General features: G+C 52.5%; 23 protein-coding genes and 2 pseudogenes. 13 read left to right on the top strand and 12 right to left on the bottom strand.

What is annotated here, in order from left to right; genetic code table 11:
- On the top strand, positions 1-306 hold a 306-nt coding region (locus tag BEI65_RS05930; RefSeq protein ID WP_304528411.1), incomplete at its 5' end, for a transketolase C-terminal domain-containing protein.
- A 68-nt stretch (positions 307-374) separates the two neighbouring features.
- Here BEI65_RS05930 and nudK read toward each other — a convergent pair.
- From nudK to napF, 6 genes are all read right to left on the bottom strand, one after another.
- Positions 375-950, bottom strand: a complete 576-nt coding sequence (gene nudK / locus BEI65_RS05935) for a GDP-mannose pyrophosphatase NudK (protein WP_099062551.1) — start codon at positions 948-950, stop codon at positions 375-377.
- 131 nt (positions 951-1,081) lie between these two features.
- Positions 1,082-1,699: a cytochrome c-type protein NapC gene (gene napC, locus BEI65_RS05940; RefSeq protein WP_085118070.1), complete on the bottom strand. Its 618-nt coding sequence runs from the start codon at positions 1,697-1,699 to the stop codon at positions 1,082-1,084.
- A gap of 11 nt (positions 1,700-1,710) precedes the next feature.
- A complete protein-coding gene (napB, locus tag BEI65_RS05945; RefSeq protein WP_099062552.1) occupies positions 1,711-2,160 on the bottom strand; it encodes a nitrate reductase cytochrome c-type subunit in 450 nt (149 codons plus the stop codon).
- Between the two features lie 55 nt (positions 2,161-2,215).
- Positions 2,216-4,702, bottom strand: coding sequence for a nitrate reductase catalytic subunit NapA (napA, locus tag BEI65_RS05950; protein WP_099062553.1), 2,487 nt, complete (start codon positions 4,700-4,702; stop codon positions 2,216-2,218).
- Complete coding sequence (gene napD / locus BEI65_RS05955; protein WP_176980464.1) at positions 4,699-4,965, bottom strand: chaperone NapD; 267 nt, start codon at positions 4,963-4,965, stop codon at positions 4,699-4,701. Before napD ends, napA begins: the two co-directional genes overlap by 4 nt.
- Positions 4,955-5,452: a ferredoxin-type protein NapF gene (napF, locus tag BEI65_RS05960; RefSeq protein ID WP_099062555.1), complete on the bottom strand. Its 498-nt coding sequence runs from the start codon at positions 5,450-5,452 to the stop codon at positions 4,955-4,957. The genes napD and napF overlap by 11 nt, the downstream gene beginning before the upstream one ends.
- Before the next feature lie 419 nt (positions 5,453-5,871).
- Here napF and narQ point away from each other — a divergent pair, with 419 nt between their 5' ends.
- Both narQ and narL read left to right on the top strand, forming a co-directional pair.
- Complete coding sequence (gene narQ / locus BEI65_RS05965; RefSeq protein WP_099062556.1) at positions 5,872-7,554, top strand: nitrate/nitrite two-component system sensor histidine kinase NarQ; 1,683 nt, start codon at positions 5,872-5,874, stop codon at positions 7,552-7,554.
- 161 nt (positions 7,555-7,715) lie between these two features.
- Positions 7,716-8,348, top strand: coding sequence for a two-component system response regulator NarL (gene narL, locus BEI65_RS05970; protein ID WP_085118079.1), 633 nt, complete (start codon positions 7,716-7,718; stop codon positions 8,346-8,348).
- Between the two features lie 26 nt (positions 8,349-8,374).
- On the opposite strand, the gene BEI65_RS05975 is transcribed toward narL, so the two are convergent.
- The gene (locus BEI65_RS05975; RefSeq protein WP_099062557.1) at positions 8,375-8,653 is read right to left on the bottom strand and encodes a helix-turn-helix domain-containing protein; all 279 of its coding nucleotides are present in this window, start codon (positions 8,651-8,653) and stop codon (positions 8,375-8,377) included.
- Positions 8,654-8,934: 281 nt separating this feature from the next.
- Between BEI65_RS05975 and acrD the strand changes: the two genes are divergently transcribed.
- Positions 8,935-12,072 (top strand): multidrug efflux RND transporter permease AcrD, encoded by a 3,138-nt coding sequence (acrD, locus tag BEI65_RS05980; RefSeq protein WP_099062558.1) that lies wholly within the window; start codon positions 8,935-8,937, stop codon positions 12,070-12,072.
- Positions 12,073-12,192: 120 nt separating this feature from the next.
- Here the strand turns inward: acrD and ypfM are convergent, their stop codons facing one another.
- Entirely contained in the window at positions 12,193-12,252 is a 60-nt protein-coding gene (gene ypfM, locus BEI65_RS26745) for a protein YpfM (RefSeq protein WP_112349006.1), read from the bottom strand.
- A gap of 238 nt (positions 12,253-12,490) precedes the next feature.
- Positions 12,491-14,530 (bottom strand): TonB-dependent receptor domain-containing protein, encoded by a 2,040-nt coding sequence (locus tag BEI65_RS05985; RefSeq protein WP_099062559.1) that lies wholly within the window; start codon positions 14,528-14,530, stop codon positions 12,491-12,493.
- A 395-nt stretch (positions 14,531-14,925) separates the two neighbouring features.
- Between BEI65_RS05985 and BEI65_RS27385 the strand changes: the two are divergent.
- The 6 genes and pseudogenes from BEI65_RS27385 to BEI65_RS06020 all read left to right on the top strand — a co-directional run bounded on the left by BEI65_RS27385 (position 14,926) and on the right by BEI65_RS06020 (position 20,401).
- Positions 14,926-15,996: pseudogene (locus tag BEI65_RS27385) on the top strand (YncE family protein).
- Between the two features lie 8 nt (positions 15,997-16,004).
- The gene (locus tag BEI65_RS05995; protein ID WP_099062560.1) at positions 16,005-18,176 is read left to right on the top strand and encodes a TonB-dependent siderophore receptor; all 2,172 of its coding nucleotides are present in this window, start codon (positions 16,005-16,007) and stop codon (positions 18,174-18,176) included.
- 328 nt (positions 18,177-18,504) lie between these two features.
- Complete coding sequence (locus tag BEI65_RS06005; protein ID WP_099062561.1) at positions 18,505-18,984, top strand: tetratricopeptide repeat protein; 480 nt, start codon at positions 18,505-18,507, stop codon at positions 18,982-18,984.
- Between the two features lie 11 nt (positions 18,985-18,995).
- On the top strand, positions 18,996-19,427 hold the full coding sequence (locus BEI65_RS06010) for a GNAT family N-acetyltransferase (RefSeq protein WP_099062562.1): 432 nt from the start codon (positions 18,996-18,998) through the stop codon (positions 19,425-19,427).
- Positions 19,428-19,450: 23 nt separating this feature from the next.
- The gene (locus BEI65_RS06015) at positions 19,451-19,771 is read left to right on the top strand and encodes an isochorismate lyase (RefSeq protein ID WP_099062563.1); all 321 of its coding nucleotides are present in this window, start codon (positions 19,451-19,453) and stop codon (positions 19,769-19,771) included.
- Positions 19,772-19,795: 24 nt separating this feature from the next.
- Positions 19,796-20,401: a GNAT family N-acetyltransferase gene (locus BEI65_RS06020; RefSeq protein ID WP_099062564.1), complete on the top strand. Its 606-nt coding sequence runs from the start codon at positions 19,796-19,798 to the stop codon at positions 20,399-20,401.
- A gap of 15 nt (positions 20,402-20,416) precedes the next feature.
- Here the strand turns inward: BEI65_RS06020 and BEI65_RS06025 are convergent, their stop codons facing one another.
- Together BEI65_RS06025 and BEI65_RS06030 are read right to left on the bottom strand one after the other, a co-directional pair.
- Positions 20,417-20,842: a GNAT family N-acetyltransferase gene (locus tag BEI65_RS06025; RefSeq protein WP_099062565.1), complete on the bottom strand. Its 426-nt coding sequence runs from the start codon at positions 20,840-20,842 to the stop codon at positions 20,417-20,419.
- A gap of 638 nt (positions 20,843-21,480) precedes the next feature.
- Positions 21,481-22,590, bottom strand: a pseudogene (locus BEI65_RS06030) (IS3 family transposase).
- Positions 22,591-22,759: 169 nt separating this feature from the next.
- Here BEI65_RS06030 and BEI65_RS26750 point away from each other — a divergent pair.
- From BEI65_RS26750 to BEI65_RS06040, 3 genes are read left to right on the top strand one after another with little or no spacing between them, the layout of a single operon-like run.
- Entirely contained in the window at positions 22,760-23,443 is a 684-nt protein-coding gene (locus BEI65_RS26750) for a hypothetical protein (protein WP_157765434.1), read from the top strand.
- Complete coding sequence (locus BEI65_RS06035) at positions 23,440-23,877, top strand: DUF488 family protein (protein ID WP_099062566.1); 438 nt, start codon at positions 23,440-23,442, stop codon at positions 23,875-23,877. The genes BEI65_RS26750 and BEI65_RS06035 overlap by 4 nt, the downstream gene beginning before the upstream one ends.
- Complete coding sequence (locus tag BEI65_RS06040) at positions 23,874-24,467, top strand: DUF4326 domain-containing protein (RefSeq protein WP_099062567.1); 594 nt, start codon at positions 23,874-23,876, stop codon at positions 24,465-24,467. The genes BEI65_RS06035 and BEI65_RS06040 overlap by 4 nt, the downstream gene beginning before the upstream one ends.
- A gap of 20 nt (positions 24,468-24,487) precedes the next feature.
- Here the strand turns inward: BEI65_RS06040 and BEI65_RS06045 are convergent, their stop codons facing one another.
- A complete protein-coding gene (locus tag BEI65_RS06045; protein WP_099062568.1) occupies positions 24,488-24,811 on the bottom strand; it encodes an EAL domain-containing protein in 324 nt (107 codons plus the stop codon).
- Between the last annotated feature and the right edge of the window lie 620 nt (positions 24,812-25,431).

The raw sequence follows: 25,431 nt of genomic DNA on the forward strand, positions 1-25,431 counted from the left end.
ACCGTGGAAGCGGCAGACCAGTTGACCGCGGCGGGCACCAAGGTGCGCGTGGTCTCCATGCCGTCTACCGACGCATTCGACAAGCAGGATGCGGCCTACCGTGAATCCGTGCTGCCGGCGGCGGTAAGCGCCCGTGTGGCCGTGGAAGCGGGTATCGCGGACTACTGGTACAAGTATGTGGGCCTGAACGGCGCCATCGTGGGCATGACCAGCTTCGGCGAGTCAGCCCCGGCGGAGCAGCTGTTCAAAGAGTTTGGTTTCACCGTGGAAAACGTGGTGGCCAAGGCGCAGGCACTGCTGAAATAAGCCGTAAGTAGGGGCGCCGCATGTTGCGCCCTGAACATGATGACGATAACCCGGCAATGCCGGGTTTTTTATTCCATAATCCGATGAATTTGCAGGTACTGCAGCAGCATAATGGTCTTGCCGTCTTTCATCCGCCCGTCGGCGATCATCGCCACCGCCTCGGTGAACGGCAATTCCACCACTTCAATATCTTCGTCTTCGATACCGCCGCCGGCTGCACGACGCTCATCGTCATGGTACTCGGCAATAAAGAAATGAATGATCTCGGTCACGCCGCCCGGTGACATGTAGGCTTCGAAAATCTTCTTCACCTCGCCAACCTGAAAACCGGTTTCTTCCACCGCTTCACGGCGCGCGCACTGCTCCGGTGAGTCAGCATCCAGCAGGCCCGCACAGGCCTCCAGCAGCATGCCGCTGTCGTTGCCGTTAACGTAGGTCGGCATACGGAATTGGTTGGTCAGCACCACAGTGCCCTTGGCGCGGTTATACAACAAAATGGTTGCGCCGTTACCGCGATCGTAGACTTCACGCATCTGCTGAACAGAACCGCCATCCTTGCGCTTCAGATCAAAAGTGTATTTGTGCAACACATACCAGTTATTCGACAACAGCTCTTTTTTCACATTCTCAATTTTCGCTGACATGAACCCTTCTTCTTTTCCGTTAGCTGAAACGCAAAAATGATACCGCGATTAAGCGCCGAAGTGACAAAGGATTTGCAACAAAAAACCCCGCAGCTCATCAAGAACTACGGGGTTTTTACCACCGAAAGCATTTAGAAGCCGTTAGGCACGTCGCGCATATCCGGCAGCTTGTGGGCGATCCCCTTGTGGCAATCGATACAGGTTTTTCCTTCGGTTATCGCCTTGTCGTGCATCTTCGCCGCCACGGTTTTCTGCGCGGTAAAGTCCATATATTCAAAATTATGGCAGTTGCGACACTCTTGCGAGTCATTGGCCTTCATGCGGGCCCATTCGTTGCTCGCCATCGCCAGCCGGTGCTGATCAAATTTCTGTGGCGTGTCGATCAAACCGAATGCTTTGGCATACAACTCTTTGCTGGCTTTGATCTTACGCAGCATTTTCGGCCCCCACTCATGGGGCACGTGACAATCCGGACAGGTAGCGCGCACGCCGCTGCGGTTGTTGTAATGCACCGTGCCCATGTATTCCTCATAGACGTTTTCGCGCATTTCATGACAGCCGATGCAGAACTGCTCGGTATTCGCCGCCTCCATGCCGGTATTGAAACCGCCCCAGAAGATGATGCCGGCACCAAAGCCCAGCAACAACAGCGTACCCAGCGCCAGCCGACTAGGCCTGCGCCACCAGCGCCATAACCGCAGCAGCCGACCGGGCTTTTTTTCAGTGGTGGTGTGTTGGTCTTCGCTCATAGCTCCCCCGCTTAGTGCCCAAAGCCCGGCATGGGCTGGAAATCATTGCCGACAATCGGCGCCGCGTCGGTTTGCGGTACGTGACACTGCAGACAGAAATAACGACGCGGTGCGACTTCACTCAGCACCTTGCCGTCCCGGTCCATAAAATGCGTCGGACTGATACGCGGCGCACCGGTGGTACGGTAATGTTCCACGCCGTGGCACTGCAGGCAGCGGTTGGTGTTCTTGCTGATCTGATAGCCATCGACGCTGTGCGGGATCATCGGTGGCTGATTGACGTAGTTCAGCGCCATCCGTTCCTGCTGTTTCGGCATCGAGATCGGCCCGCTGACAGTCCCGGACACTTCCGGGGACTTACTGAGATCGACATCACCAGCAGCAAACGCCAGACCGGCGAAGGCCAGCGATAACAAGGTAACCCACAGGGCAAGCGTCTTTTTCACAACAGGGCTTTTCATTTTTATTTGGCTCCCGGGTAATAAAATGGGGTGTTCATCGTGCAATTCGTCCGCCTCATACCTTCTGCAACTTCACCGCACATTTCTTGAAGTCGACTTCCTTGGAAAGCGGATCGGTAGCATCCAGCGTCAGGTTGTTCACCAGCTGCGCCGCATCAAAGAACGGCATATACACCAGTCCTCTTGGCGGACGGTTACGGCCACGGGTTTCGACCGTGCTGATCAATTCGCCACGGCGCGACAGCACCTTGACCTTCTCGCCACGGCGCAGGTTGCGGCTTTTGGCGTCCAGCGGATGAATAAACAGCACCGCTTCCGGGAAGGCCCGATGCAACTCCGGCACCCGGCGGGTCATCGAACCGGTATGCCAATGCTCCAGCACCCGACCGGTGGATAACCAAAGGTCGTATTCGCTATCCGGGCTTTCCGCCGCAGGTTCGAACGGCAGTGCGAAGATCACCGCCTTGCCGTCCGGTTTGCCGTAGAAACGCACTTCTTCCCCGGCTTTCACATAAGGATCGGTACCTTCGCGATAACGCCACAGCGTCTCTTTGCCTTCCACCACCGGCCAGCGCAGACCGCGAGCCTGATGGTAGCTATCAAACGGCGCCAGATCGTGACCATGACCGCGCCCAAAACCGGCATATTCTTCAAACAGCCCTTTTTGCAGATAGAAACCGAAGTCGCGCGCCTCGTCGTTCAACTGGTCCGCCGGGATTTCGGTCAGCGGGTATTTGTTGACCTCACCATTGGCAAACAGCACGTCGTACAGCGTTTTGCCGCGATATTCCGGTTTCTGTGCCAGCAGTTCCTCCGGCCACACTTCTTCTACCTTAAAGCGCTTGGAGAACTCCACCAGTTGCCACAGGTCAGATTTGGCCTCGCCCGGCGCTTTCACCTGCTGACGCCAGAACTGGGTGCGGCGCTCCGCATTGCCGTAAGCGCCCTCTTTCTCCACCCACATAGCGGTCGGCAGGATCAGATCGGCAGCCAGGGCGCTGACGGTCGGGTAAGGATCCGACACCACCACAAAGTTGCGCGCATCGCGCCAGCCCGGCATACGGTCTTCATTGATGTTCGGCCCGGCCTGCATGTTGTTGTTGCACATCACCCAGTAGGCGTTCAGCGTGCCGTCTTTCAGCGCGCGGTCTTGCGCTACCGCATGCAGCCCGACTTTAGCCGGGATGGTGCCGGCCGGCAGTTGCCATTTCTGTTCAGCTGTCTGGCGGTGCTTTTCGTTGGTGACCACCATGTCGGCCGGCAGACGGTGAGCAAAAGTCCCCACTTCACGCGCGGTACCGCAGGCGGAAGGCTGGCCGGTCAGCGAGAAAGGTCCACAGCCCGGTTTGGAGATCTTGCCGGTTAACAGGTGCAGGTTGTAACACAGGTTATTGGCCCACACGCCGCGCGTGTGCTGGTTAAAGCCCATGGTCCAGTACGACACAACCTTGATATTCGGATCGGCATACAGCTTGGCCAGCGCTTCCAGTTGGTCTTCCGGCACGCCGCTCATTTTCGCCGTTTTTTCCAACGTGTATTCCGCCACGAAGGTCTTGTATTCCTCGAAGCTCATCGGATCCGAAGCGTCGCTGCCCGGGTTTTTCGCCGCTTTTTCCAGTGGGTCAGTCGGACGCAGGCCGTAGCCGATATCCGTCGCCCCACGGCGGAAGTTAACGTGTCGATTCAGGAAGTCCTGATCCACCGCGTTGTTTTGAATGATGTAATTGGCGATATAGTTCATGATCGCCAGATCGGTCTGCGGCGTGAACACCATGCCGTTATCCGCCAGCTCGAAGCTGCGATGCTCAAAGGTCGACAGTACCGATACGTTGACTTTCTCGTTGCTCAGGCGGCGATCGGTAATGCGCGACCACAGGATCGGGTGCATTTCCGCCATGTTGGAGCCCCACAACACGAAGGCGTCGGCCTGCTCGATATCGTCATAGCAGCCCATAGGTTCGTCCATGCCGAAGGTGCGCATAAAGCCCACCACCGCGGAAGCCATACAGTGCCGAGCGTTCGGATCCAGGTTATTGGAGCGCAGGCCGGCTTTCAGCAGTTTGGCGGCGGCATAGCCTTCCCACACCGTCCACTGGCCGGAGCCGAACATGCCAACCGCGTCTGGGCCCTTCTCTTTCAGGGCCTGCTTGAACTTTTCGGCCATGATGTCGAACGCCTGCTGCCAGCTGACCGGCGTGAACTCGCCTTCTTTGTGGTACTGGCCGTCTTTCATGCGCAGCAGTGGCTGAGTCAGACGATCTTTGCCGTACATGATTTTTGGCAGGAAGTAGCCTTTGATGCAGCTCAACCCACGGTTGACCGCCGCATCCGGATCACCCTGTGAGGCCACAATGCGGCCATTCTGGGTGCCAACCAGCACGCCGCAGCCGGTACCGCAGAAACGACAGGGCGCTTTGTCCCATTTGATAGAGTCAGCGCTGCCGGCCACTGCCTGCGCCACCGTAGGAATAGTCAGCCCGGCGGCTGCCGCAGCGGCTACCGCGGCGTTTGCTTTCATGAAGTCTCGACGACTGAGTTTCATGGCGTTACCTCACCTTGAGTGTCCTGCTGGTGATAAACCAGCGATACCGCCAGCACGCCATCCAGATTGCGTACCGACTCAATTTTTTCCAGCAGCTGATGAGAACAAGCCGCCTGCATCACTACCACCAGCTTGCCGTGCTGCGGATCCTGCGCCGGGATTTCCGTGTCCGTTATCGCCAGCAAGGCCGTTATCAGTCGTGGAATTTTTTCCGGTCGCGCCTGCACTACCAGCCCGCTGACGTGCCATTCGCTATTCATTATTATTTTCGCTCCGGGTTAAGGTGACGGCGTCGGCCGGACAACCGGCGACACAGGCGCCACAGCCATTGCAGGCCGCGATATCCAGCGTCGGTTGTGCCATTTCGCCCAGACGTGGCCGAAAGCGGATCGCCTGAGTCTCACAGCTATCCTGGCAACTGCGACATTCCACGCCCCGCTGCGCCAGACAGGCGCTACCGAATACCGCATGTTGCCGCCAAGGGGTTTCTGCCAACGGGCGAAATAGCGGTTCTTCGCAGGCCTGTACGCAGAGCCCGCAAAACGTGCATTCCGCTCGCTGAAAATCAATTTCGGGAAAACCGCCGCTGCCGCCGATCAGCACCCCGGTTTCGCAGGCGCGAACGCAGGCCTGGCAGCGAGTGCAACCGGCAATAAAAAGGGATTCTTGCAGCGACCACGGGGGGCGGATCGCTGCGGTTGGCTGACGCCATTGTCCACCGAGCAGTTTGCGCCGTGACAATACGGTCATACGGTTTTTCCTCGACATTGCAAACACGCCATCGCGCGTAATAAATAAAACCTGTTTTTGTATTGTTATTGTAGTCATTGCCAGGGAATTTCCCGTTGCCGCCATAACGTGAAAGACGACAGGAATAAACCCTGAGAAAGACGGGGGTAAGATAAGGGGATCGCTGGGGGTATATAATTACCCTAAAGGGGTAAATGCGGGGGTAGCTTGCGCCAGATCAATCTATTTCCGCTCTCAATGGGTTATCGGCCGCAGGAACGCCAGTCAGACGCTATCTAGTTGATTATATAGCGTCTGAATTTTGTGGTGATGCAGACCAACTTAATGCAAAACGCAGTGCATTTTAGTTGCAAAACTTATAATTTTGCTTTCGAATGAAACCCGGCGATGCTCATCGCCCACCAGAAAAGGATGCATGATTGCTTGTTAAACGTTCAGTGACCAGCAGCCTGGCCAAGGCGCTGTTTTGCATTGTAATTTTGTCCGTGCTCTCCACCGGGCTGGCGCTGACCACCGTTGCTGACAGCCTGCGCGACGCCGAAGCGGTCAACATTGCCGGTTCACTGCGCATGCAGAGCTACCGACTGGCCTACGATCTCACCCGCCCGGCTCCGGAGCTGGAGCAGCACCTGTTGCAGTATCAGCAATCGCTGCAGGCCCCGGCATTACAAAAGCTGGACCGTTTTTACGTGCCTGAGGAGGTGCGGGAAAAGTACCTGTCGCTGCAGCATGCCTGGCAACCGCTGGCGCAGCAGATCCGAGCCGGCCAGTCGACCGACTATCAGGCCAATATCGCCGGCTATGTTAACCAGATTGACCATTTTGTGTTGGCGTTACAGCGTTATTCCGAGCTGAAACTGACCATCGTGGCGGCCATCAGCGTGCTGGGCTTTATCGCCATTATCGGCCTGGTGCTGTTTTGCATCCGTTTTATGCGCCGTCAGGTCGTGGCACCGCTGAAACACCTGGTAGATGCCAGCCAGCGCGTGCAACAGCGGGACTTTAACCACCCGCCGCTGGATACCGCCCTGCCGAATGAACTCGGGGTACTGTCGCAGGCCTTTACCGCCATGTCGGGCGATCTGGCCAAGTTATATAACTCGCTGGAGCAGAAAGTGCAGTTAAAAACCCAGCGGCTGCAACAGGCGAACAAGACGCTGGAGGTGCTGTACAACTGCTCGCAAGCGTTGAGCGTGCGGCAGATAGACCAGCAGGCATTCGAACAGATCCTGCATATCGTGCGCCAAAGCGAAGATTTGCACTGCATTCGGCTAAACGTGGCGGACAACCTCAGCGAATGGCAATTGCGCAGCGGTAGCCCTTCGCCGACGCTGGCGTGGCAATCGTTGACCATCATCCAGGGCGACAAACCGCTGGGTGAACTGAGCTGGCAGCATCAGGATCATCCGCCACACCCACATCTGATGCAAAGCGTGGCCAACATGCTGAGTCGAGGGGTTTATTTTAACCGGGCGCAGAAACAGCATATGCAATTCTTGCTGATGGAAGAACGCGCCACCATCGCCCGGGAGCTGCACGATTCTCTGGCACAGGCCCTGTCATTCCTGCGTATTCAGTTAACCCTGCTCAAGCGCAAACTGGCGGGCAGTGCCCCTGAAGCCCAAGAGATCATTACCGATTTTGACCAGGCGCTGGCCGATGCCTATCGTCAGTTGCGCGAGTTGCTGACCACCTTTCGCCTCAACATTCAGGAGGCCGATTTGAACACCGCGCTGCAGCAGTTGCTGGCGCCATTAAAGGTTCTTACCGACGCACGGATTCAGTTACACTGTCGGCTTTCTTCCCAGGCGCTCAATGCCCAGCAGCAGGTGCATGCGCTGCAGATTGTGCGCGAAGCGGTGCTCAACGCCATCAAACATGCCGGAGCACAGGAAATCGTGATTCGCTGCGAAATGACGGCCGAGGGGGATAACAGTATCAGCATTGCTGACGACGGCTGCGGCATTGCCAGCCTGAATGAACCTGAAGGCCACTATGGCCTGACCATCATGAGCGAACGCGCTGCGCGACTGGGAGGAACGCTGCGCATCCAGCGGGGTGAGCCGGACGGCACGGAAGTCCGTCTGACATTCCCGCCATAAAATCAGGACTGTTCACCCTTCGTTACGGTTTAGCGAAGTCTAACGGTCATTTCAGGATGTCCGGGGCGCTAATTGCCACTATTTTATAAGAGTCTGTCCCACTGTGAAGCGTGCTGCACAGCGCGTTTGAGTGGCTTTACTCGCTACAGGGAGCATATTTCATGGTGATGAAGAATTACCGAGTGATGATCGTCGACGACCACCCGCTGATGCGCCGCGGCATCAAACAACTGCTGGGGCTGGATCCGCTGTTTACCGTGCTGGCCGAAGCCAGTAATGGTAACGAAGCCATTACGCTTGCGCTGCAACACGCGCCGGACGTCATTCTGCTCGATCTGAATATGAAAGGTTTATCCGGTCTGGACACGCTGAAAGCGCTGCGCAATGAAGGCGTGGATGCCCGCATCATCGTGCTGACGGTGTCAGACTCACGCAACGACGTGTATGCGTTGATCGACGCCGGTGCCGACGGCTACCTGCTGAAAGACAGTGAACCGGAACAGTTGCTGGAACACATTCGCGCGGCGGCGGAAGGACAGAACGTGATCAGCGACGCGGTGGCGGACTATCTTTCATCCCGCAGCGAACAGCACGATCCCTTTGCCGAACTGACCGAACGCGAGCTGGACGTGTTACAGGAAGTGGCGCGCGGCCTGTCCAATAAACAGGTAGCGGCGCAATTGCACATTTCTGAAGAGACGGTAAAAGTGCATATCCGCAACATGCTACGCAAGCTGGACGTGCGTTCACGCGTGGCGGCCACGGTGATGTATCTGGAGCACAAGAGTCATTAATACTTCCCCGGCACGCCGGGGAGGCTTTATTCAATCGCGGCGAGCAGCGTCTGATGGTGCTGGTTAACCCAGCCCTTGTTGATCGGCCCCCAGTTTTCCAACTGGTAGAAACCGTCGTTATTACGTACGCCCTGCTGAACAAACTGCAGCTCCACCCCCAGGCCTGGCAAGGCTTTCAACACGTCTTGCAGAGTACGGCGCGGCCAGCCGGTCAACTCCATCAAACGTGGAACATTGGGCCGTTCGCTGTGGCTGATCAGCCAGCACAGATAAAGACGACGGGCAAATACCGGGTTAATTTCCATGCCTTGCTCCTGCATTAATATGAGTCCTGATGATTTCCCGTGAACCCTGATCGGTCAGGCCCTTGATAGTAATAAATTTGTCTTAATGGCGTAATTAACAGCAATAGCAGCACCATTGCAGGTTTCTACTACCGTTATTTACATTATCTCCTTTTTTTCTCCACGCTTTACTCCCCCTACCCGAGTAAAGTGCATAAGCGCCGGAATCCTTCCCAGCCGCTGATAAACGCAATTCCGATGCGTCTTAAAGATAGAACAAGTCATAACGAGGTTCGCGCTGCATGGCCAATTTTTTTATTGATCGCCCGATTTTCGCCTGGGTTCTGGCAATTATTCTTTGCCTGACCGGCGCCTTGGCGATTTCTTCCTTACCGGTAGAACAGTACCCGAACCTGGCACCGCCGAACGTGCGCATTAGTGCCAACTACCCCGGAGCCTCGGCGCAAACGCTGGAAAACACCGTCACCCAGATTATCGAACAGAACATGACCGGTCTGGACAACATGATGTACATGTCGTCGCAGAGTACCAACACCGGGCGTGCCACGGTAACGCTGACCTTTGAGGCCGGCACCGATCCCAACGAGGCGATGCAGCAGGTGCAAAACCAGCTGCAGGCGGCGATTAAGCGACTGCCACAGGCCGTGCAAACCCAGGGCGTGACGGTGTCGAAATCCGGCGACACCACGCTGATGATGGTGGCCTTTGTCTCCACCGACGGCAGCATGGACAAGCAGGACATTGCCGATTACATCGTTTCCAACCTGCAGGATCCACTCAGCCGCATCAACGGCGTGGGCAGCATGGACGTTTACGGTTCGCAATATGCCATGCGCATCTGGCTCGATGCCAACAAGCTCAACAGCTACCAGCTCACCACCCAGGACGTGGTTACCGCGATCAAATCACAGAACGCCCAGGTGGCGGTTGGTCAGCTCGGCGGCACACCGTCCGTGGATAAACAGGCACTCAACGCCACCATCAACGCCCAGTCTCAGCTACAAACGCCGGAACAGTTCAAACAAATCACCCTGCGGGTCAACCAGGACGGTTCACTGGTGACATTGGGTGATGTTTCCACCATCGAGCTGGGCGGCGAGAACTATGACTATCTCAGCCGCTATAACGGCATGCAAGCCGCTGGCATGAACATCAAGCTGGCCTCCGGTGCCAACGAACTGCAAACCGACCAGTTGGTGAAAGACAAAATTGCCGAGCTGTCACAGTATTTCCCGCACGGGCTGGAGGCGAAGGTCGCCTACGAGACGACTCCGTTCGTTAAAGCCTCAATCAAAGACGTGGTAAAAACCCTGCTGGAAGCCATTTTACTGGTGTTCCTGGTGATGTATCTGTTCCTGCAGAACTTCCGCGCCACCCTGATCCCGACCATTGCCGTGCCGGTAGTGCTGATGGGCACCTTTGCCATTCTTTCGGCCTGCGGATTCAGTATCAATACCCTGACCATGTTCGCCATGGTGCTGGCCATCGGGCTGCTGGTGGATGACGCCATCGTGGTGGTGGAAAACGTCGAACGTGTGATGAGCGAAGAAGGCCTGTCGCCCCGGGATGCCACACGAAAATCCATGGGGCAGATCCAGAGTGCGTTGGTCGGTATCGCCATGGTGCTGTCGGCGGTGTTTATCCCGATGGCGTTCTTCGGCGGCACCACCGGTGCCATCTACCGCCAGTTCTCGATCACCATTGTTTCTGCCATGGTGCTGTCCGTGCTGGTGGCGATGATCCTGACCCCTGCCCTGTGCGCGACCCTGCTCAAACCGATCGCCAAAGGTCACCATCACGGCAAACGCGGCTTCTTCGGCTGGTTTAACCGCATGTTCAACCGCAACGCCGATCGCTACGAGCGCGGTGTGGCACGGGTTCTGCACGCAAGCACCCGCTATATGGTGATTTACCTGCTGCTGCTGGGGGGCATGGCGTTGCTGTTTATCAAGCTGCCAACCTCGTTCCTGCCGCAGGAAGACCGTGGAGTGTTCACCGTACAGGTGCAGTTGCCGCCGGGATCGACCCAGCAGCAGACCACCAAGGTGGTGGAAAAAGTTGAGCAATACTTCCTGACCAAAGAGAAGCAGGACGTGCTGTCGGTGTTTTCCACCATCGGCGCCGGGCCTGGCGGTAACGGGCAAAACGTGGCGCGTATGTTTATTCGGTTGAAAGACTGGGATCTGCGCACCTCGGGTGCCAACAGCTCTTTCGATATCATCAATCGCGCCACCCACGAATTTAACAAGATTAACGAGGCGCGGGTGATTGCCAGCAGCCCACCGGCGATCACCGGGCTGGGTAACTCCTCCGGTTTCGATATGGAACTGGAAGATCATGCCGGGCTGGGTCACGAAAAACTGATGGCAGCGCGCGATCAACTGCTGCAACTGGCCGCCGCCAATCCACTGCTGTCCCGGGTACGCCACAATGGTCTGGATGACAGCCCGCAATTGCAGATTGATATTGACCAACGCAAGGCTCAGGCGCTGGGGGTTTCTATCGATGACATCAACAACACGCTGTCGACCGCCTGGGGTTCAACCTACGTCAACGACTTCGTCGACCGTGGTCGGGTGAAAAAAGTTTATGTGCAGGCTGCCGCGCCGTTCCGCATGTTGCCTGGCGACATCGATAAATGGTTCGTGCGCAACAGCGCGGGCGGTATGGTGCCGTTCACCGCTTTCGCCACCTCTCATTGGGAGTACGGTTCCCCACGTCTGGAGCGTTATAACGGCAACTCGGCGCTGGAGATTGTTGGTGAGGCGGCAGAAGGCGTCAGCAGCGGTACGGCAATGATCGAAATGGAGAAAATTGTCAGCCAGTTACCGACCGGTTTCGGCCTGGAATGGACCGCCATGTCCTATCAGGAACGCCTGTCCGGTTCCCAGGCACCGGCGCTGTACGCCATCTCGCTGCTGGTGGTGTTCCTGTGCCTGGCGGCGCTGTATGAGAGCTGGTCGATTCCGTTCTCGGTGATGCTGGTGGTACCCCTCGGCCTGATTGGTGCCGTTGCGGCGACCTGGCTGCGCGGGCTGGAGAATGACGTTTACTTCCAGGTGGGGATGCTGACCATTATCGGGCTGTCGGCGAAGAACGCCATTTTGATCGTCGAATTCGCCAACGAGCTAAATCAAAAAGGCCAGGATTTGATGGCGGCGACGCTGGAAGCCTCGCGCATGCGTCTGCGGCCGATTCTGATGACCTCACTGGCCTTTATCTTCGGTGTACTGCCGATGACCATCAGCAGCGGTGCCGGCTCAGGCAGCCAGCATGCAGTAGGCACCGGCGTAATGGGCGGCATGATTTCCGCTACCCTGCTGGCGATATTCTTCGTACCGCTGTTCTTTGTGCTGGTTCGTCGCCGCTTCCCGGGTAAACCCTCCAGGGCGGCCAAACCGCAAGACAGCGCAGAATAGCAGGCAAAAAAAAGCAGCGTCGGGAAACCGATGCTGCTTTATCTCGAACGAGAGTCTCGTTCCCAAGGTGCTTCAATTACCGACAAATCAACCAACCTTGTTTTCAGCCTCAACGCAGTGTCAGTTACCCAACATCTCTTCGATGAAGTCTTTCCAGTTTCCTAACTCACGATCAACCATAATAATTTACAACCTCAATTAATAGACGAAGCGAATTCTACGCCTGTTTTTTGAGCAAGTGAAGGGGGTTGGGAACGATGCCAGCCGCGAAAACCGGGGATAGTGCACATTTTCGTATTTATCTGATCAATCGATAATCCCGGCTATTCCCTTCCGATCTTAATCCGTCCAAGCCAACGCAGAAAAGATCTAACCCGGCCGCTGTTAGCAAACGGCCGGGCTATTGACTCAGCAAAACTTAGAAATCGACGCGTAAGCCGAGGTTATAACGACGGCCCTCCAGCTGCGGATATTCCCCCCAACTGGTGGTGCGTTTTGGCGCGCTATCGAAAATGTTATACACGCCCGCCATCACCTGGGTGTGCTTGTCGAAGTGGTAAATCACCCCGGCATCCAGCAAAGCGTAAGCTCCGTAGCGGGTATGGTCGCCGGTCTCCTCGTTGCGGCTGCGATAATTGACCTTGGACCAGACGTCCAGCGCCGATGCCGCAGCCCACTTGGCGGATAAGTTAGCCATGTGTTTTGGGAAGTCATTTAGCGCATAGCCCTTATTGACACCGTTTTTCTGCTCGCTCTTGTTGAAGGTGTAGTTGGCACTGAGATTCAGACTGTCTGTCGCCTGCCAGTCTGCGTTAAGTTCGACACCGTAAACATTGGCCTTGCCAATATTGAAATACTTATCGATCGATTCGGCGTTATAACCGTTAACCACGCAGGGATGGTTGGCACTCGCCTCACAGATATTCACCTCCGCGATCTTGTCCTTGAAGTCGGTATAAAACACCGTGCCGTCAAAGGAGAGATCGCGATTGTTGTTCCAGTACAGCCCCAGTTCGGTATTCAGGCTGGTTTCCGGCTTCAACTCGCTGTTGCCCACCGACAGATAGGGATAAGGCGGGTTGCTGCCACGCGGCGTAATGAATTGATCGGAGTTTTCCCGCAGCGACGGTTTTTTATAGCCGGAAGAGACGCCGCCCTTCAGTGCCCAGGCTGAATCGAGGATCCAGTTGCCGTAAAGTTTCGGGCTAATGTGGGTGCCAAAGTAATTGTCCCGATCCATACGTGCCGAGGTGGTCAGCGAGAAATCTTCAATGTTCCACTGCCCTTCGGCGAACAGCGCCCAGCCGTCGCGCGAAATTTTGGTGACGGGATCGATGCCCGGCGCCCGTTTGTTGTCGGCATAGAAATCGTCATTCAGCGTTTCACGGCTGTAGTTGGCGCCGAGGGTCAGGTTGTGCTCACCCAGGCTTAGCTTGGCCTGGCTATTCAGCACGTAATTCTCGGTCTGGATATGCTGTGGTGCCAACGTGCTGGTGTGGAAGGTTGATTCGCCTTTTTCGTATTGAAAATAACTGGTGGTGGCGATGCTATCTTCCGCATACCAACCCGAGTGGGTCAGGCTCAGGGCGTCACGATCAAAATCCCAGCCCCAAGGGGTGCCACCGCCTTTCTCCGTCCGGCTGCGTTTTTTCTCCCCTTTCACCAGGTTCAGGTCGAACAGGTTGGTCTCATTGGCGGCAAAACCGAGCGTCATGTCGAGCGACTTTTTGTTGTTCTTGCTGAACGAGTTGGGTTTTTCGTCCTCACGGCGATCGAGGTAATCCGCCGACAGGCTGAGCCCCAGAACATCGGGTATCAGCGGCCCCATCAGGAACAGGTTGGTCTGTTGGGTATTACCGAACTCCTGATGCTGTTGCAGGAAACTGTTTGCGGCAATCGAGCCCATCCATTCCCGTACGCCAAACGGTTTTTTGGTGATGACGTTGACCACGCCGCCGATGGAGTCCGAGCCGTACAGCGATGACATCGGGCCGCGGATCACCTCAATACGATCGATGGCCGCCAACGGCGGTAAAAAGCCGGCTTCGGTGCCAACATTCTGGCCATAGGGACGGGATTCGCCGGTATTCTGCTTAATGCTGTTGACCATGAACGAGGTGTAACTCGAGTCCATACCGCGGATCATGACGTCGCCGGACACCTCAGTGCCAGCACCGTTGCTGACAGACACCCCCGAAATATCCTGAACCGCTTCGGCCACATCGCGGCTGTTCTGCTTCTCGAGCGCCTTGCGATCGATTACCGAAATGCTGGCCGGGGCGTATTTCTTGTTCTGCTTGAATCCGGAGGCGGTGACCACCAGTTGGTCTTCCTGGGAGGCGTTATTTTTCTGTTCTGCCTCCCCTTCCTGCGCGTAAGCCTGAGGGGCAATAATCAATGCCAGAGCCATCGCTTTGGCCATTACGCTGCGTTTTCCCATGTATTGTTTAACACTCATAACCATTCCTAATAAAACCGGTTTCCGATAGGTGATGTAGCCCGCAAAGCGTCCAAAAATGGCTGACGCAGCAGGAGATCGATGGCCTTAGCCAACTCGCTCTGTACGCCAGCGGATAACCGCTGCTGATGGTATTTTTATTTACAATTCTTCACGATTGACGGCGAATATAACGGATAATCATTCGCATTAAAACGAAATGAAAATTATTACAACAACAAAAATCGCGGGGAACAAGATCGCGCAATGCGGACATATCATGGGGTTATTTTAAATATTTACTTATTTTTCAATAAGAAAAATACATATCTTCATATGATTAATTAAATGATATTGATATTAATTATCAATATCATTAGCATCCTTAAATCGTAAACTGATGTAAAGGAATGTATATGAAGTTGCACCTGTTCACCCCAGGCAAAGGTTTCTCTTTCAGCGCACTGACCTCCGCCATGCTGCTGCTGTCTTGTTCAACGCTGGCCGCTGAGCTGCCAGAAAGCCATTTCCAGGCCAAACCGGTGGGATACGGCCTGTATGAGTTGGCATTTGATGGACAAAACAGCACCTTGTTTGCCGCTTCTACGCCTTCATTCGCCAAAGGAAAAAACAGCGGGATTGTTTACCGTATCAATCCGGCCACGCTGGCTACAGATGGGAAAATCGTCACCCAACGTCGTGCCTTCGCCACCGCGCTGGATGAAGAACGGCATGTCCTGTACATCGGCAACACCGTGGACGGTTCAGTAACCATGATCGATACCCAGAGCGGTAAATAACTCGCGACCATCCAGCTCAGTGAAAGCATGAAAGAAGACCAGTTCGTCCCGACGCGTGAAATGGTGCTTGATAAGAAAAATCAGCGTTTGTATGTCTCTGGCACGTCCAAGAAAGGTGTGCTGTGGGTGATCGATACCGCCAAGCGGGGAAAAATTGCCACCCTGAACGACGTCGGCGAATACCCTACCGGCCTTGCCCTGGATACCGAACGTGGCCGCATCTACTGTGTTAATGGCGGCGGCGAACTGATTACCCTGGACGCCAACAGCCACCAGATCCTCAATCGCCTGGTGGTCGAACCCGCCAAGAAACACTTCTTCCTTAACATCAGCCTGGACAGCAAAACCGGTCGCGCCTTCCTCACCGACCCCGACCTGCCTAACGTGCTGGTAGTCGATGTCAACAGCGGCAAAATCCTGCACCAGATTGACGTGAACAACTCACTGGCGGTGCTGTTCAATCCGGCACGCAGCGAGATCTACATCACTCACCGCGAGGCCAAACGCATCAGCATCGTTGACAGCAACAGCTACCAGGTCAAAAACAGCATCGCCACCCACGCTTTGCCTAACAGCCTGGCGCTTTCTGCCGATGGCAATACCCTCTTCGCCAGCATCAAGCAATCCAAGGAAGAGATGGAGAAAAAGCAGGACTATCTGCTCAAGATTAATCTCGGCGGATTGTGAGGCAGGTCATGGCTAGTTTTATGATCCGCCTTTCCGGCGGGGTACTGCTGTGCCTGCCGGTCATGGTGGTACAGGCGGCGGGAACCGGGCAGGCTCCCCGCCCACAGAAAGAAGAAACCCTGGAGGTGGTCGCTTCGCCGTTAAGCGAGGACGGCAGCACTGAAAACACCGGTTCCTACACCACCAGTCAGATGAGCACCGCCACCGGCTTGCCGCTGAGTATCAAGAATACGCCGCAGTCGGTCGCGGTTATCACCCGCCAGCAAATTGACGATATCAACGCGTATTCGCTAAAGGATATCCTGCGCTGGTCCACCGGTGTCAGTGAGAGCAACTACGACAGCGAACGCTCCTCGTTCAATTACCGCGGTTTTAGCGTCGATAACTATCAATATGACGGTGTTCCCACCTTCTTTGATTCGGGTTATTCCGGCGGTGAGTCGGAAATTGACTCGATCACACTGGATCACGTCGAGATCGTCAGGGGGGCCGCCGGCCTGCTGAACGGCGTCGGTAATCCGGGCGCGGCCATCAACCTGGTCAGAAAGAAAGCTTCCAGCCTTTCTCCTTTTGCCCGCGTCGAACTCTCCGCCGGTTCCTGGGATCACTACCGCACTACGGTCGATGTCGGCACACCGCTCAATGACGAAGGCACCGTCAGGGTGCGCATCGCCGCCGCCGGCGAGCGCAGCCACTCATTTATGGACAGGCATCAGGAACGCAAAGGCACCCTCTATGGCACGCTGGAAGCCGATCTGAGTAGCGAGACCTTGCTGCGACTGGGGGCGGATTATCAGCAAAACCGGCCTAAAGCCTCCACCTGGGGCGGTGCCCTGCCAACCGGCTGGTTCAGCGACGGCAGCGAGATCAATTGGGATCGCCACTATAGCGGCGCTTCTGACTGGTCGAGCTGGGACACCACGCTCAGCACTCAGTTCGCTACGCTGGAGCACCAGTTCGAGAACAGCTGGAAAGGCGTGGCCAACTACACCCACAGTCGGCAGGTCTTCGATGCCAAAATGGCGATGAGTCTTGGCGGGCTGATTGATCCGGATACCTGGGCAGTGAAACCTTCCAGCCCTTATGCCGGGCGCTATGAAGGCTACCGGGATCAACATGCGGTAGACCTGAAGCTGAACGGTGATTTCGACCTGCTGGGCCGCAATCACAAATTTGTGGTGGGCAGTTCCTCTGCCTGGCAACACAGCTACAGCACCTATCGTAGCGCCAGCACCTCACAACTGTTTAGCGGCAGCCTGCTGGATTGGAACGGCGGCCTGGGCGAACCCGAGTGGTCAGACAAAATGCCGCAAATGGATTACCGTACGCGGCAAATCGGCTTCTACAGCAGTGCTGACTTTTCGGTCACCGACCGTCTGGATCTGATACTCGGCGCTCGCTTCAACAGCTTTAAAAACACCACCACCAGCACCGCGAACAAAGTCACCCCATTCGTTGGCACGGTCTATAAGCTGACCGATCAGGTCTCTGCCTATGCCAGCTACACCAACATCTTCAAGGATCAGAACTATCTCGACAGCAGCGGCCACTACCTGGCGCCGATCGAAGGGGTGAATAAGGAAGTGGGCATTAAAGCTGCGTTACTCAATGAGCGGCTCAACCTGTCGCTGTCGGCATTCCGCATCACGCAGGACAATCTGGGTGTGCTGGACGAAGACACCAGCAATCTGGACTGGCTGCAGCAGACCTATCATGAGAGCCAGGGCGCCACCAGCAAAGGCGTTGAGTTCGAACTGAACGGTGAACTGGCACAGGGCTGGAACGCACAGTTTGGCATTACCCACTTCTCATTGAAGGACAAGGATAAGGTCGATCTCAACACCGAGCAGCCGCGTACCCGCATCAACCTGTTCACCACCTACCAACTGACGGGTGCCTTGCGCGACCTGACGCTGGGCGGCGGCGCACGCTGGCAGAGCAAGGTTTACGCCAACGTTAACGGGGCCAATAACGGTGAAATGGTCAATCGCAAAGCCGAACAAGGGTCTTACGTTCTGGTCGATGCGATGGCGCGTTACAGGCTGACGCCGCAAACTGCGGTGCAACTTAACCTGAACAACGTTTTCGACCAGAAATACTACTCACAGGTTAATTTCTACAGTACCCGCAACTATGGCGAGCCGCGTAACTTCATGCTGACGCTCAAACACGAGTTCTGATTATCTACAGTAACCCGTTGAAAAGTAAGTTATTATGGGGAGCGTGCCGAAGGGGTCGTAGCAGCTTTAGCTGCCGACTAATTTGCCGGGAGCAAATTGGAACGACTTCCAGTCGGCCCGTAGGGTGGGACACAGGGATGTGTCCCATAATGGCCCCTCGGTGCGCTAGGCCCGGGTATCTAGGGCTAAAAGACAACTTTGACAGCAAAAACCGGCCCCGGATCGCGGGGCCAACCTTCCCTCAGCAATGCCTATACCCCTTGTGCGATGAATTCTTCCGTAGTAGCGTGCAAAAGGTACAAAAACCCTACTCACCTAAGGCCATGTGATGTCCCCTACGCTGACCATCGAACAATTGAAAGAGTTGGGCCGCTATCAGGAAGCGACCGAACTGGCGCAACAACAGTTACTGCAACAACCGGAAGACGCCGCCCTGCACTACCAATTGGCTTGCCTGTATGACGTTCAGGGCTTTGAGCAGCAGGCGATCCCCAGTTACCTCGCGGCACTGGCGCGCAATTTGTCGGCAACGCAACGCCAGGAAGCCTGGCTTGGCCTGGGCAGTACCTACCGGGCGCTCGGCCTGTATCAACAATCGCTGGCCGCCTTCGACGAAGGGCTGAGCGAGTTCCCACAGGCCAAAGAACTTACCCTGTTCCGCGCCATGACGCTGTACAACCTGGGTGAAACCAAACAAGCGGTCGCGGATTTGCTGTTGCTGCTGGCTGAAACCTCTTCGCATAGCGACATCAGCAGCTACCAGCGTGCGATCCGTCAATACGCCGCCGATCTGGACCGGATTGGCTAAGCGAGGTCAACATGGAAATCGTGACCGACCCGAACCGCTACGGCGTCGACTGGCTACAGTTGGCCGGGCTACTGGAAGCCGCCGGATTGGGCCAGCGTGACTCGCAGGTTCTGCAGCGCGTTTATCAGCACAGCCAATTTTGCTACTGGGGCTACCTGGATGACCGGCTGATCGCCACCGCCCACGCCATTAGCGATATGACTTCAGTTGCCTATCTGGCCGACGTGGCTCTGCATCCAGACTTTCAGGGCCAGGGTTTGGGACGTCAGTTGATGGATCGGGTCATGCAGGATTTGGCCCCGCTCGGCAAAGTGTTTATCTACTCGGTGCCCGACAAGCTGGAGTTCTACAAAAAATACCACTTCCGTGAGCTGACCACCGGCATGGTCTATGCCGATAGCGCGGCTTTAGAGCGACTGCAGCAAAATGGTTATATCCGCTGAAAAAACCTTAAAGGAACTCCCCATTGCTTATTGAAAACCGGCTGTCTCCGCAGGACTGTGCGAACATGAATGATATTCGCGCTGAAATAGACATGATGGACGAAAGCATTATCAAGCTGATCGCCCAACGCTTCGCCTACGTGAAGGCTGCGGCCAAATTCAAGACCAGCCCCGATGCGGTACGCGCCAAAGAACGCTTTGAGGCCATGCTGCTGCAAAGACGAGTCTGGGCCGATGAGCAAGGTTTAAGCCCGGAGGTGATAGAGAACATGTATCGCGATCTGGTTAATTATTTTATCAGCGAAGAAATGAAACATTGGTCCCAGGATCAGGGCGAAAAGTAAACTCAATGAGGAAATCAACAGAACATGGCTGACTTATCCTGGCTAATGGAAACCGAACTGAAAAGCGAAAGCATCAGCCTTATCCCATTACGGAAAGAGCATGCGTCACAGCTGGTTGAAGCGGCTACCGACGGCCGTCTCTGGGAACTTTGGTTTACCTCGGTACCCAATGAAGACACCGTAGAAGACTATATCAGCCTGGCTTTAAGTGAACAGGCAGCCGGGCGAGCATTACCGTTCGTTGTGGTGCATAACGCCACGCAAAAAATTATCGGCACCACTCGGGTTTGTCATGCCGACGGACAAAACCGTCGCGTTGAAATTGGCTACACCTGGTATGCCAAAAGCCATCAAAAAACCGCCGTTAACACCGAGTGCAAATTGTTGTTGCTCAGTTATCTGTTTGAATCCCTGGCGGTGATTGCCGTTGAATTTCGCACCCATTGGCATAATCATGTTTCCAGAACGGCGATAGCGCGCCTGGGTGCCAAGCAAGACGGCGTACTGAGAAATCACCAGAAAAATGCAGATGGTAGCTATCGGGATACGGTGGTTTTTTCCATCATCGACCACGAATGGCCGATGGTGAAAAAAAGCCTGAGTTATAAATTACGTCAGGCCAGAGAATGATTTCTGGCCAGTAATCTACAACGTCTTCATCATAAAGATCCTGCTGGTACCTGCCGGCAGACAGGGCACTTCGCCAAAGCTCGTCCAGCCGTTCAACTCATAAAACTTCGGTGCCTGAAAGCTGATGGTGTACAGCACGGCGGAAACGCAGCCCCTGCGTCGCCCTTCCAGCTCAAAGCGACGCAGCAACTCACTGCCCAGCCCTGAACCACGCAGCGATTTTGGCAGATAAAACAGATCGACAAACAACATACCCAACGATGAACGCCCGCTAATACCGCCCAGCACTTCGCCGCTGATCGGGTCTCTCACCACTACCGCTAACGGGCGACGATCGTTGGTGCCGGTCACTTCATCGTTATATTGATTCAGCCCTTCTGCAATCAGCGCTTCTATTTCGTCGATGGCGCTTTCGGTGACTTCGATTCGGTAATTTTCCATGATCTTCTTCTTATGTAGGGTTGCTCAGTAGCACAGTGAGATTAGCAAAAAAGCAGCGTAATAAACGCGATCGGCATTTTTTCAGCTTTCCCCTGCCTTTCAGACCATTGTACGGTGGAACTCCCCGCCATTTTTCGGCATGCTGGTCGCTGGCTTTCATTAGATGTAATCAAAAAAATCAATAACTACCCTTTTGATTTTTTATATTAATGAGTGAAAAAATGCACTTAACCATTCGATGGATAAGGGCATCGGAGATTAGTTTTGTACTCATTTTTTAGACAAATTGAGAAATGACTGTGGCGGCTTAAAAATTATGAGTTTGGAACCACCTTTGGTCGGTGTTAAGGACTTACGTAACTTATGAACAATTTCTGGTAATTGACTATGTTTAAGAACCTCATACCCGTCTCTAACTTTTTTATGACTCCATCACGCTCTAACGCGTCAAAATCAATTTTTGATAATTATCCTTATAAACCGATAAGTTATTTACACATTTGTTCTGTAAATTTCAAGTTTTTATCTTCTCTCATAATCACATCAAGATTTCAAAAAAAATTAGAAGTACTTAGCTCTCATTTCATCTAGAGAGGTATTACTGATTATTGGCCTGCCCTCAGGATTAGATACAACGCTCAGTTAGTAATGTCGGATCTTTCACTCTCAGAATTACCCGTTCTCCAGCCCGCCGTAAATTCAGACGGTGTCTGATAATTGAGCGTGGAGTGTGTGCGGCACTCGTTATAATCTTTACGCCATTCACTGATGATTTTCCTGGCATGGCTGATCTCGCTGAACCAATGTTCATTCAGGCATTCATCGCGAAAGCGTCCGTTAAAACTCTAAATAAATCCATTCTATGTCGGCTTACCTAGCTGGAAAAGCCGCAGCTCCACGCCTTGTTCGTAAGCCTACTGGTTAAGCGCTCCGCTGGTAAACTCCGCCCCCTGGTCGTCGCCGGATAGCCGCGAAACAGCGCAATGCTGTCGAGAATACGCGAGACCTGAACGCTAGAAATCCCAAAGGCAACGGTTACCGTCAGGCACTCCTTCGTGAAGTCGTCCACACAGGTCAGGCACTTTATCCTGCGACCGGTGGCCAGCGCATCCATCGCAAAATCCATCGACCAGGTCAGATTAAGAGCCGCTGGGCGGAGCAGCGGCAAACGTTCTGTTACCAACCCTTTACGACGTCGTCTGCGCTGTACACCCAGACCACTGAGATGACAAAGCCGTTACACTCGCTTGTGATTAACATGAAGCCCTTCGTGGCGCAGCAGCTGAGATGCGGCGGTAGCCAAAACGCCTACGCTCCAGTGCCAGTTCGGTGATGCATCCTGATAAATGCGCATCCGACACTGGACGCTACGCTTCGTAACAGCAGGCCGACAGGGACAAACCCGTTAGCCTGCAGGCACGACGTTGCGACAGATTGGTCGCATCACACATCAACACCACTGCTTCCCGCTTCTGGTCTGTCGTCAGTACTTTCGGCCCAGAACCACCTGAAGTACCTCCTTATCCTGCATGGCTTCGACAAGCAGCTTCTTGAGTCGAACGTTCTCCTCCTCAAGCGACTTCAGACGCTTAACCTCGGGCACCTCCATACCACCATACTTTTTACGCCAGGTGTAAAACGTGGCGTCGGAGCTCACATGCTTGCGGCTGAGTTCACGGGCAGAAACCCCGGTTTCAGCCTCTCGGAGAATACTGATTGATCTGTTGGTCGGAAAAACGCTTCTTCACGGGGATGTCCTCATGTCGCTTATGAAGACATTGCTAACATCTGGGTGTACTAATCAACGAGGAGCAGGTCACACAAGGTGGATCACAAAATCGAAATACATATATTAAATTCAATTGAGTTTATTCATATATCACAACATAATTATTAAAAATTTCTCGAGAAAAAATAATGTTAAAAAAATTGATTCTTTTAGCATGTTCATACCGTCCTGGAGGCCGTTGCGTTGCAGGAATAGAAATAGTTGATAACCGAGCACAAGGTTGGGTACGCCCTGTCTGCTTAAACGGTGAGGGGCAAGTTCATGATTCAGATAGAATTTGCCTTAATCAACACACAGCAAATAAACTCAGTGTTGTACAAATTGATTTTACGACAGCTCAAAATCATCCAATGCAGAAGGAAAACATGCTGTTCACTCACGATGCAAAATGGACACACGTAGGAAATTATTTACAAGCACATGAATATTTAAGCCCATTGCTACAAAGACCTACTTCTCTTTGGGAAAATGGACTGCATAGTACTAATGGAATTAATGACAAAGTACCTGTAGGTATAGTTAGAACATCTCGTGATTCACTCTATTTTATTCGGCCTACAAGATTATTCGTTCATATTGCAACTGAAGGGGAAGCGTTCGATAATCCTCAAAGAAAAGTAAGAGCTAGATTCTACTACAACAGTGTCGAATATATGTTCTCTTTGACTGATGCTATGATCTTAGAGCAATACGCAAATCACAGAAATGGTGAGTATGAAATTAATAATTGTTATCTGGTAGTAAGTCTAGGTGGAGAACACTTAGGCTATTATTGGAAAATAGCAGCTGCTATATATGAGGTACAAGAATGAAAGTATATTCGATAGGATTCACTGAGAAATCAGCAGAAAAATTCTTTAATCTTATGAAGTCACAGAAAATCTCCACATTAATAGATGTTAGGTTAAATAATATTTCGCAACTTGCAGGTTTCTCCAAGAAAAATGATCTAAAATATTTCCTTAAAGAAATTTGCAATATCGATTATGTGCATGTGCCAGATCTAGCTCCAACAAAAGAAATGTTAGATCCCTATAAAAAAGGTAACATTCCTTGGGAAACTTATGAAAATAATTTTTTAAACCTTATGGCCCAAAGAAACATTGAAAGAATTGACAAAGAACTCATTAAAAACAGCTGCTTACTATGCAGCGAGCATAAACCTCATCACTGCCATCGACGTCTTGTGATAGAATATTTGAATGATCACTGGGATACTGACTTCGAGGTTAAGCATTTGATATGATGAAAGTACTGATAATGTATCATCCAAACTTTGTATCTGCTGGTAAGTTTGAAAGAAAACTTACTAAAATACTTTCAGCACTGGATGATTACCAAATTCTATACTTTGCTGATCCAGCAAGTCTTATTAGTAATCACTTCGATTCAAAATTATTAAAACATCTTGACGATGATGTACTTAGTAGTGTTATTCAAGATAAAAAACTAACTCATGCGGTAATTTTTGATTCTATCTATTCCCCAGAATTCACAACTGTTAAATCATATCTTTCAGAGAAAATACCAGTCAGATATATTCAAGACAAAATAACATTCGTCTCAAATAAAGACAAAGATGAACATTTTGATACTTATATTGGACGCGGAACTTTATGGGGGAATCCGTATGCAATAGGTCAAGACGGCGACCGTGATGAAGTCATCCGAAAATTTGCTTATGATTTTAACCGTGGTTTTTTACGTGGAGGAGATGATTTTAATGAAAAGCTTAGGCTTTTAAGAGGACATACTTTAGGCTGCCATTGTAAACCATACGCATGCCACGGGGATGTTCTTGCTGAATATCTCAATAAATTAGATGATGGTGAATAAACGCAGGTTACTAAGTAACCTCAAATTAAACCACTCGCATCTTGCAGTAGTGCTGATTTGTACAAATCCCCTTGTACACCCCAAACGCCCCATTCCTTCAAGTGCTGCAATAACTCAGTATCAAATACGCCGGATACGATAATCCTAGGGCAATACTTAATTATATCCTTTAGTAATACTGGAAAGCTGTTCCTGTAGAATTGAGTACTGAACAGGATTTTATCGATCTTAACCACTTCAAATATGGTACTAACATAAGTTAGTAGATTTACACTCCCAGCGCCAAGATAATTAAGGGAAATAGCATTGCTACTATGTGAAAGTGATTTCAATTCTGGATTCATTACCCCCTGCTCATTTTTTATATCCCCTCTGATACCATAAAATTAACTGCATGGCATTAATTTCAACAAAGTCAGAATGTATGTATCGTGCTTCAAAATTAATACAGTACTGGAATCGATACTGAGGGAACATAACAGTTTTTTTCTTTGAGAAATGCTTCGCCATTGGTAATAAAATATATTACGTCAATAAAATAAGTTTTTTCGTGGATAATCCAATCCTGCATTATTTCACCCCCTAACAACTTCTGATCTGTGCTCATTACAGGTTGAGCAAAGTATTGAGTAATCATCTCTGGCTATCCTGATTTTTAATGTACTGATGATTGATTATACCAAGCAGGTCAGCTAAAAACTAATGCAGATAAAAACGCTCTACTTTTAATATTCGTATGTAACCCCTTAAACTTTCAATTTTAATAATGAATAATTTGGGTATTTGGTATTTGATATTTGATATTTGATATTTGATATTTGATATTTGATATTTGATATTTGATATTTGATATTTGATATTTGAAAATATAAAGATAAGTAATGTTAAAGGTATTAATTACGGAAATGATATTTTTATTAATACATTTAAATAATAAAAACCATTTAAATCATAGTTCTACTTT

It is taken from the genome of Serratia sp. BW106, assembly GCF_002607755.1.
GTDB classification, from domain to species: Bacteria; Pseudomonadota; Gammaproteobacteria; order Enterobacterales; family Enterobacteriaceae; genus Serratia; species Serratia proteamaculans.

Excerpts from the sequence above, each read along its gene's own strand:
- nudK (WP_099062551.1), bottom strand. The coding sequence starts at position 950 with ATGTCAGCGAAAATTGAGAATGTGAAAAAAGAGCTGTTGTCGAATAAC.
- napC (WP_085118070.1), bottom strand. The coding sequence starts at position 1,699 with ATGAGCGAAGACCAACACACCACCACTGAAAAAAAGCCCGGTCGGCTG.
- napB (WP_099062552.1), bottom strand. The coding sequence starts at position 2,160 with ATGAAAAGCCCTGTTGTGAAAAAGACGCTTGCCCTGTGGGTTACCTTG.
- napA (WP_099062553.1), bottom strand. The coding sequence starts at position 4,702 with ATGAAACTCAGTCGTCGAGACTTCATGAAAGCAAACGCCGCGGTAGCC.
- napF (WP_099062555.1), bottom strand. The coding sequence starts at position 5,452 with ATGACCGTATTGTCACGGCGCAAACTGCTCGGTGGACAATGGCGTCAG.
- narL (WP_085118079.1), top strand. The coding sequence starts at position 7,716 with ATGGTGATGAAGAATTACCGAGTGATGATCGTCGACGACCACCCGCTG.
- BEI65_RS05975 (WP_099062557.1), bottom strand. The coding sequence starts at position 8,653 with ATGGAAATTAACCCGGTATTTGCCCGTCGTCTTTATCTGTGCTGGCTG.
- acrD (WP_099062558.1), top strand. The coding sequence starts at position 8,935 with ATGGCCAATTTTTTTATTGATCGCCCGATTTTCGCCTGGGTTCTGGCA.
- BEI65_RS05985 (WP_099062559.1), bottom strand. The coding sequence starts at position 14,530 with ATGAGTGTTAAACAATACATGGGAAAACGCAGCGTAATGGCCAAAGCG.
- BEI65_RS05995 (WP_099062560.1), top strand. The coding sequence starts at position 16,005 with ATGGCTAGTTTTATGATCCGCCTTTCCGGCGGGGTACTGCTGTGCCTG.
- BEI65_RS06005 (WP_099062561.1), top strand. The coding sequence starts at position 18,505 with ATGTCCCCTACGCTGACCATCGAACAATTGAAAGAGTTGGGCCGCTAT.
- BEI65_RS06010 (WP_099062562.1), top strand. The coding sequence starts at position 18,996 with ATGGAAATCGTGACCGACCCGAACCGCTACGGCGTCGACTGGCTACAG.
- BEI65_RS06020 (WP_099062564.1), top strand. The coding sequence starts at position 19,796 with ATGGCTGACTTATCCTGGCTAATGGAAACCGAACTGAAAAGCGAAAGC.
- BEI65_RS06025 (WP_099062565.1), bottom strand. The coding sequence starts at position 20,842 with ATGGAAAATTACCGAATCGAAGTCACCGAAAGCGCCATCGACGAAATA.
- BEI65_RS26750 (WP_157765434.1), top strand. The coding sequence starts at position 22,760 with ATGTTAAAAAAATTGATTCTTTTAGCATGTTCATACCGTCCTGGAGGC.
- BEI65_RS06035 (WP_099062566.1), top strand. The coding sequence starts at position 23,440 with ATGAAAGTATATTCGATAGGATTCACTGAGAAATCAGCAGAAAAATTC.
- BEI65_RS06040 (WP_099062567.1), top strand. The coding sequence starts at position 23,874 with ATGATGAAAGTACTGATAATGTATCATCCAAACTTTGTATCTGCTGGT.
- BEI65_RS06045 (WP_099062568.1), bottom strand. The coding sequence starts at position 24,811 with ATGAATCCAGAATTGAAATCACTTTCACATAGTAGCAATGCTATTTCC.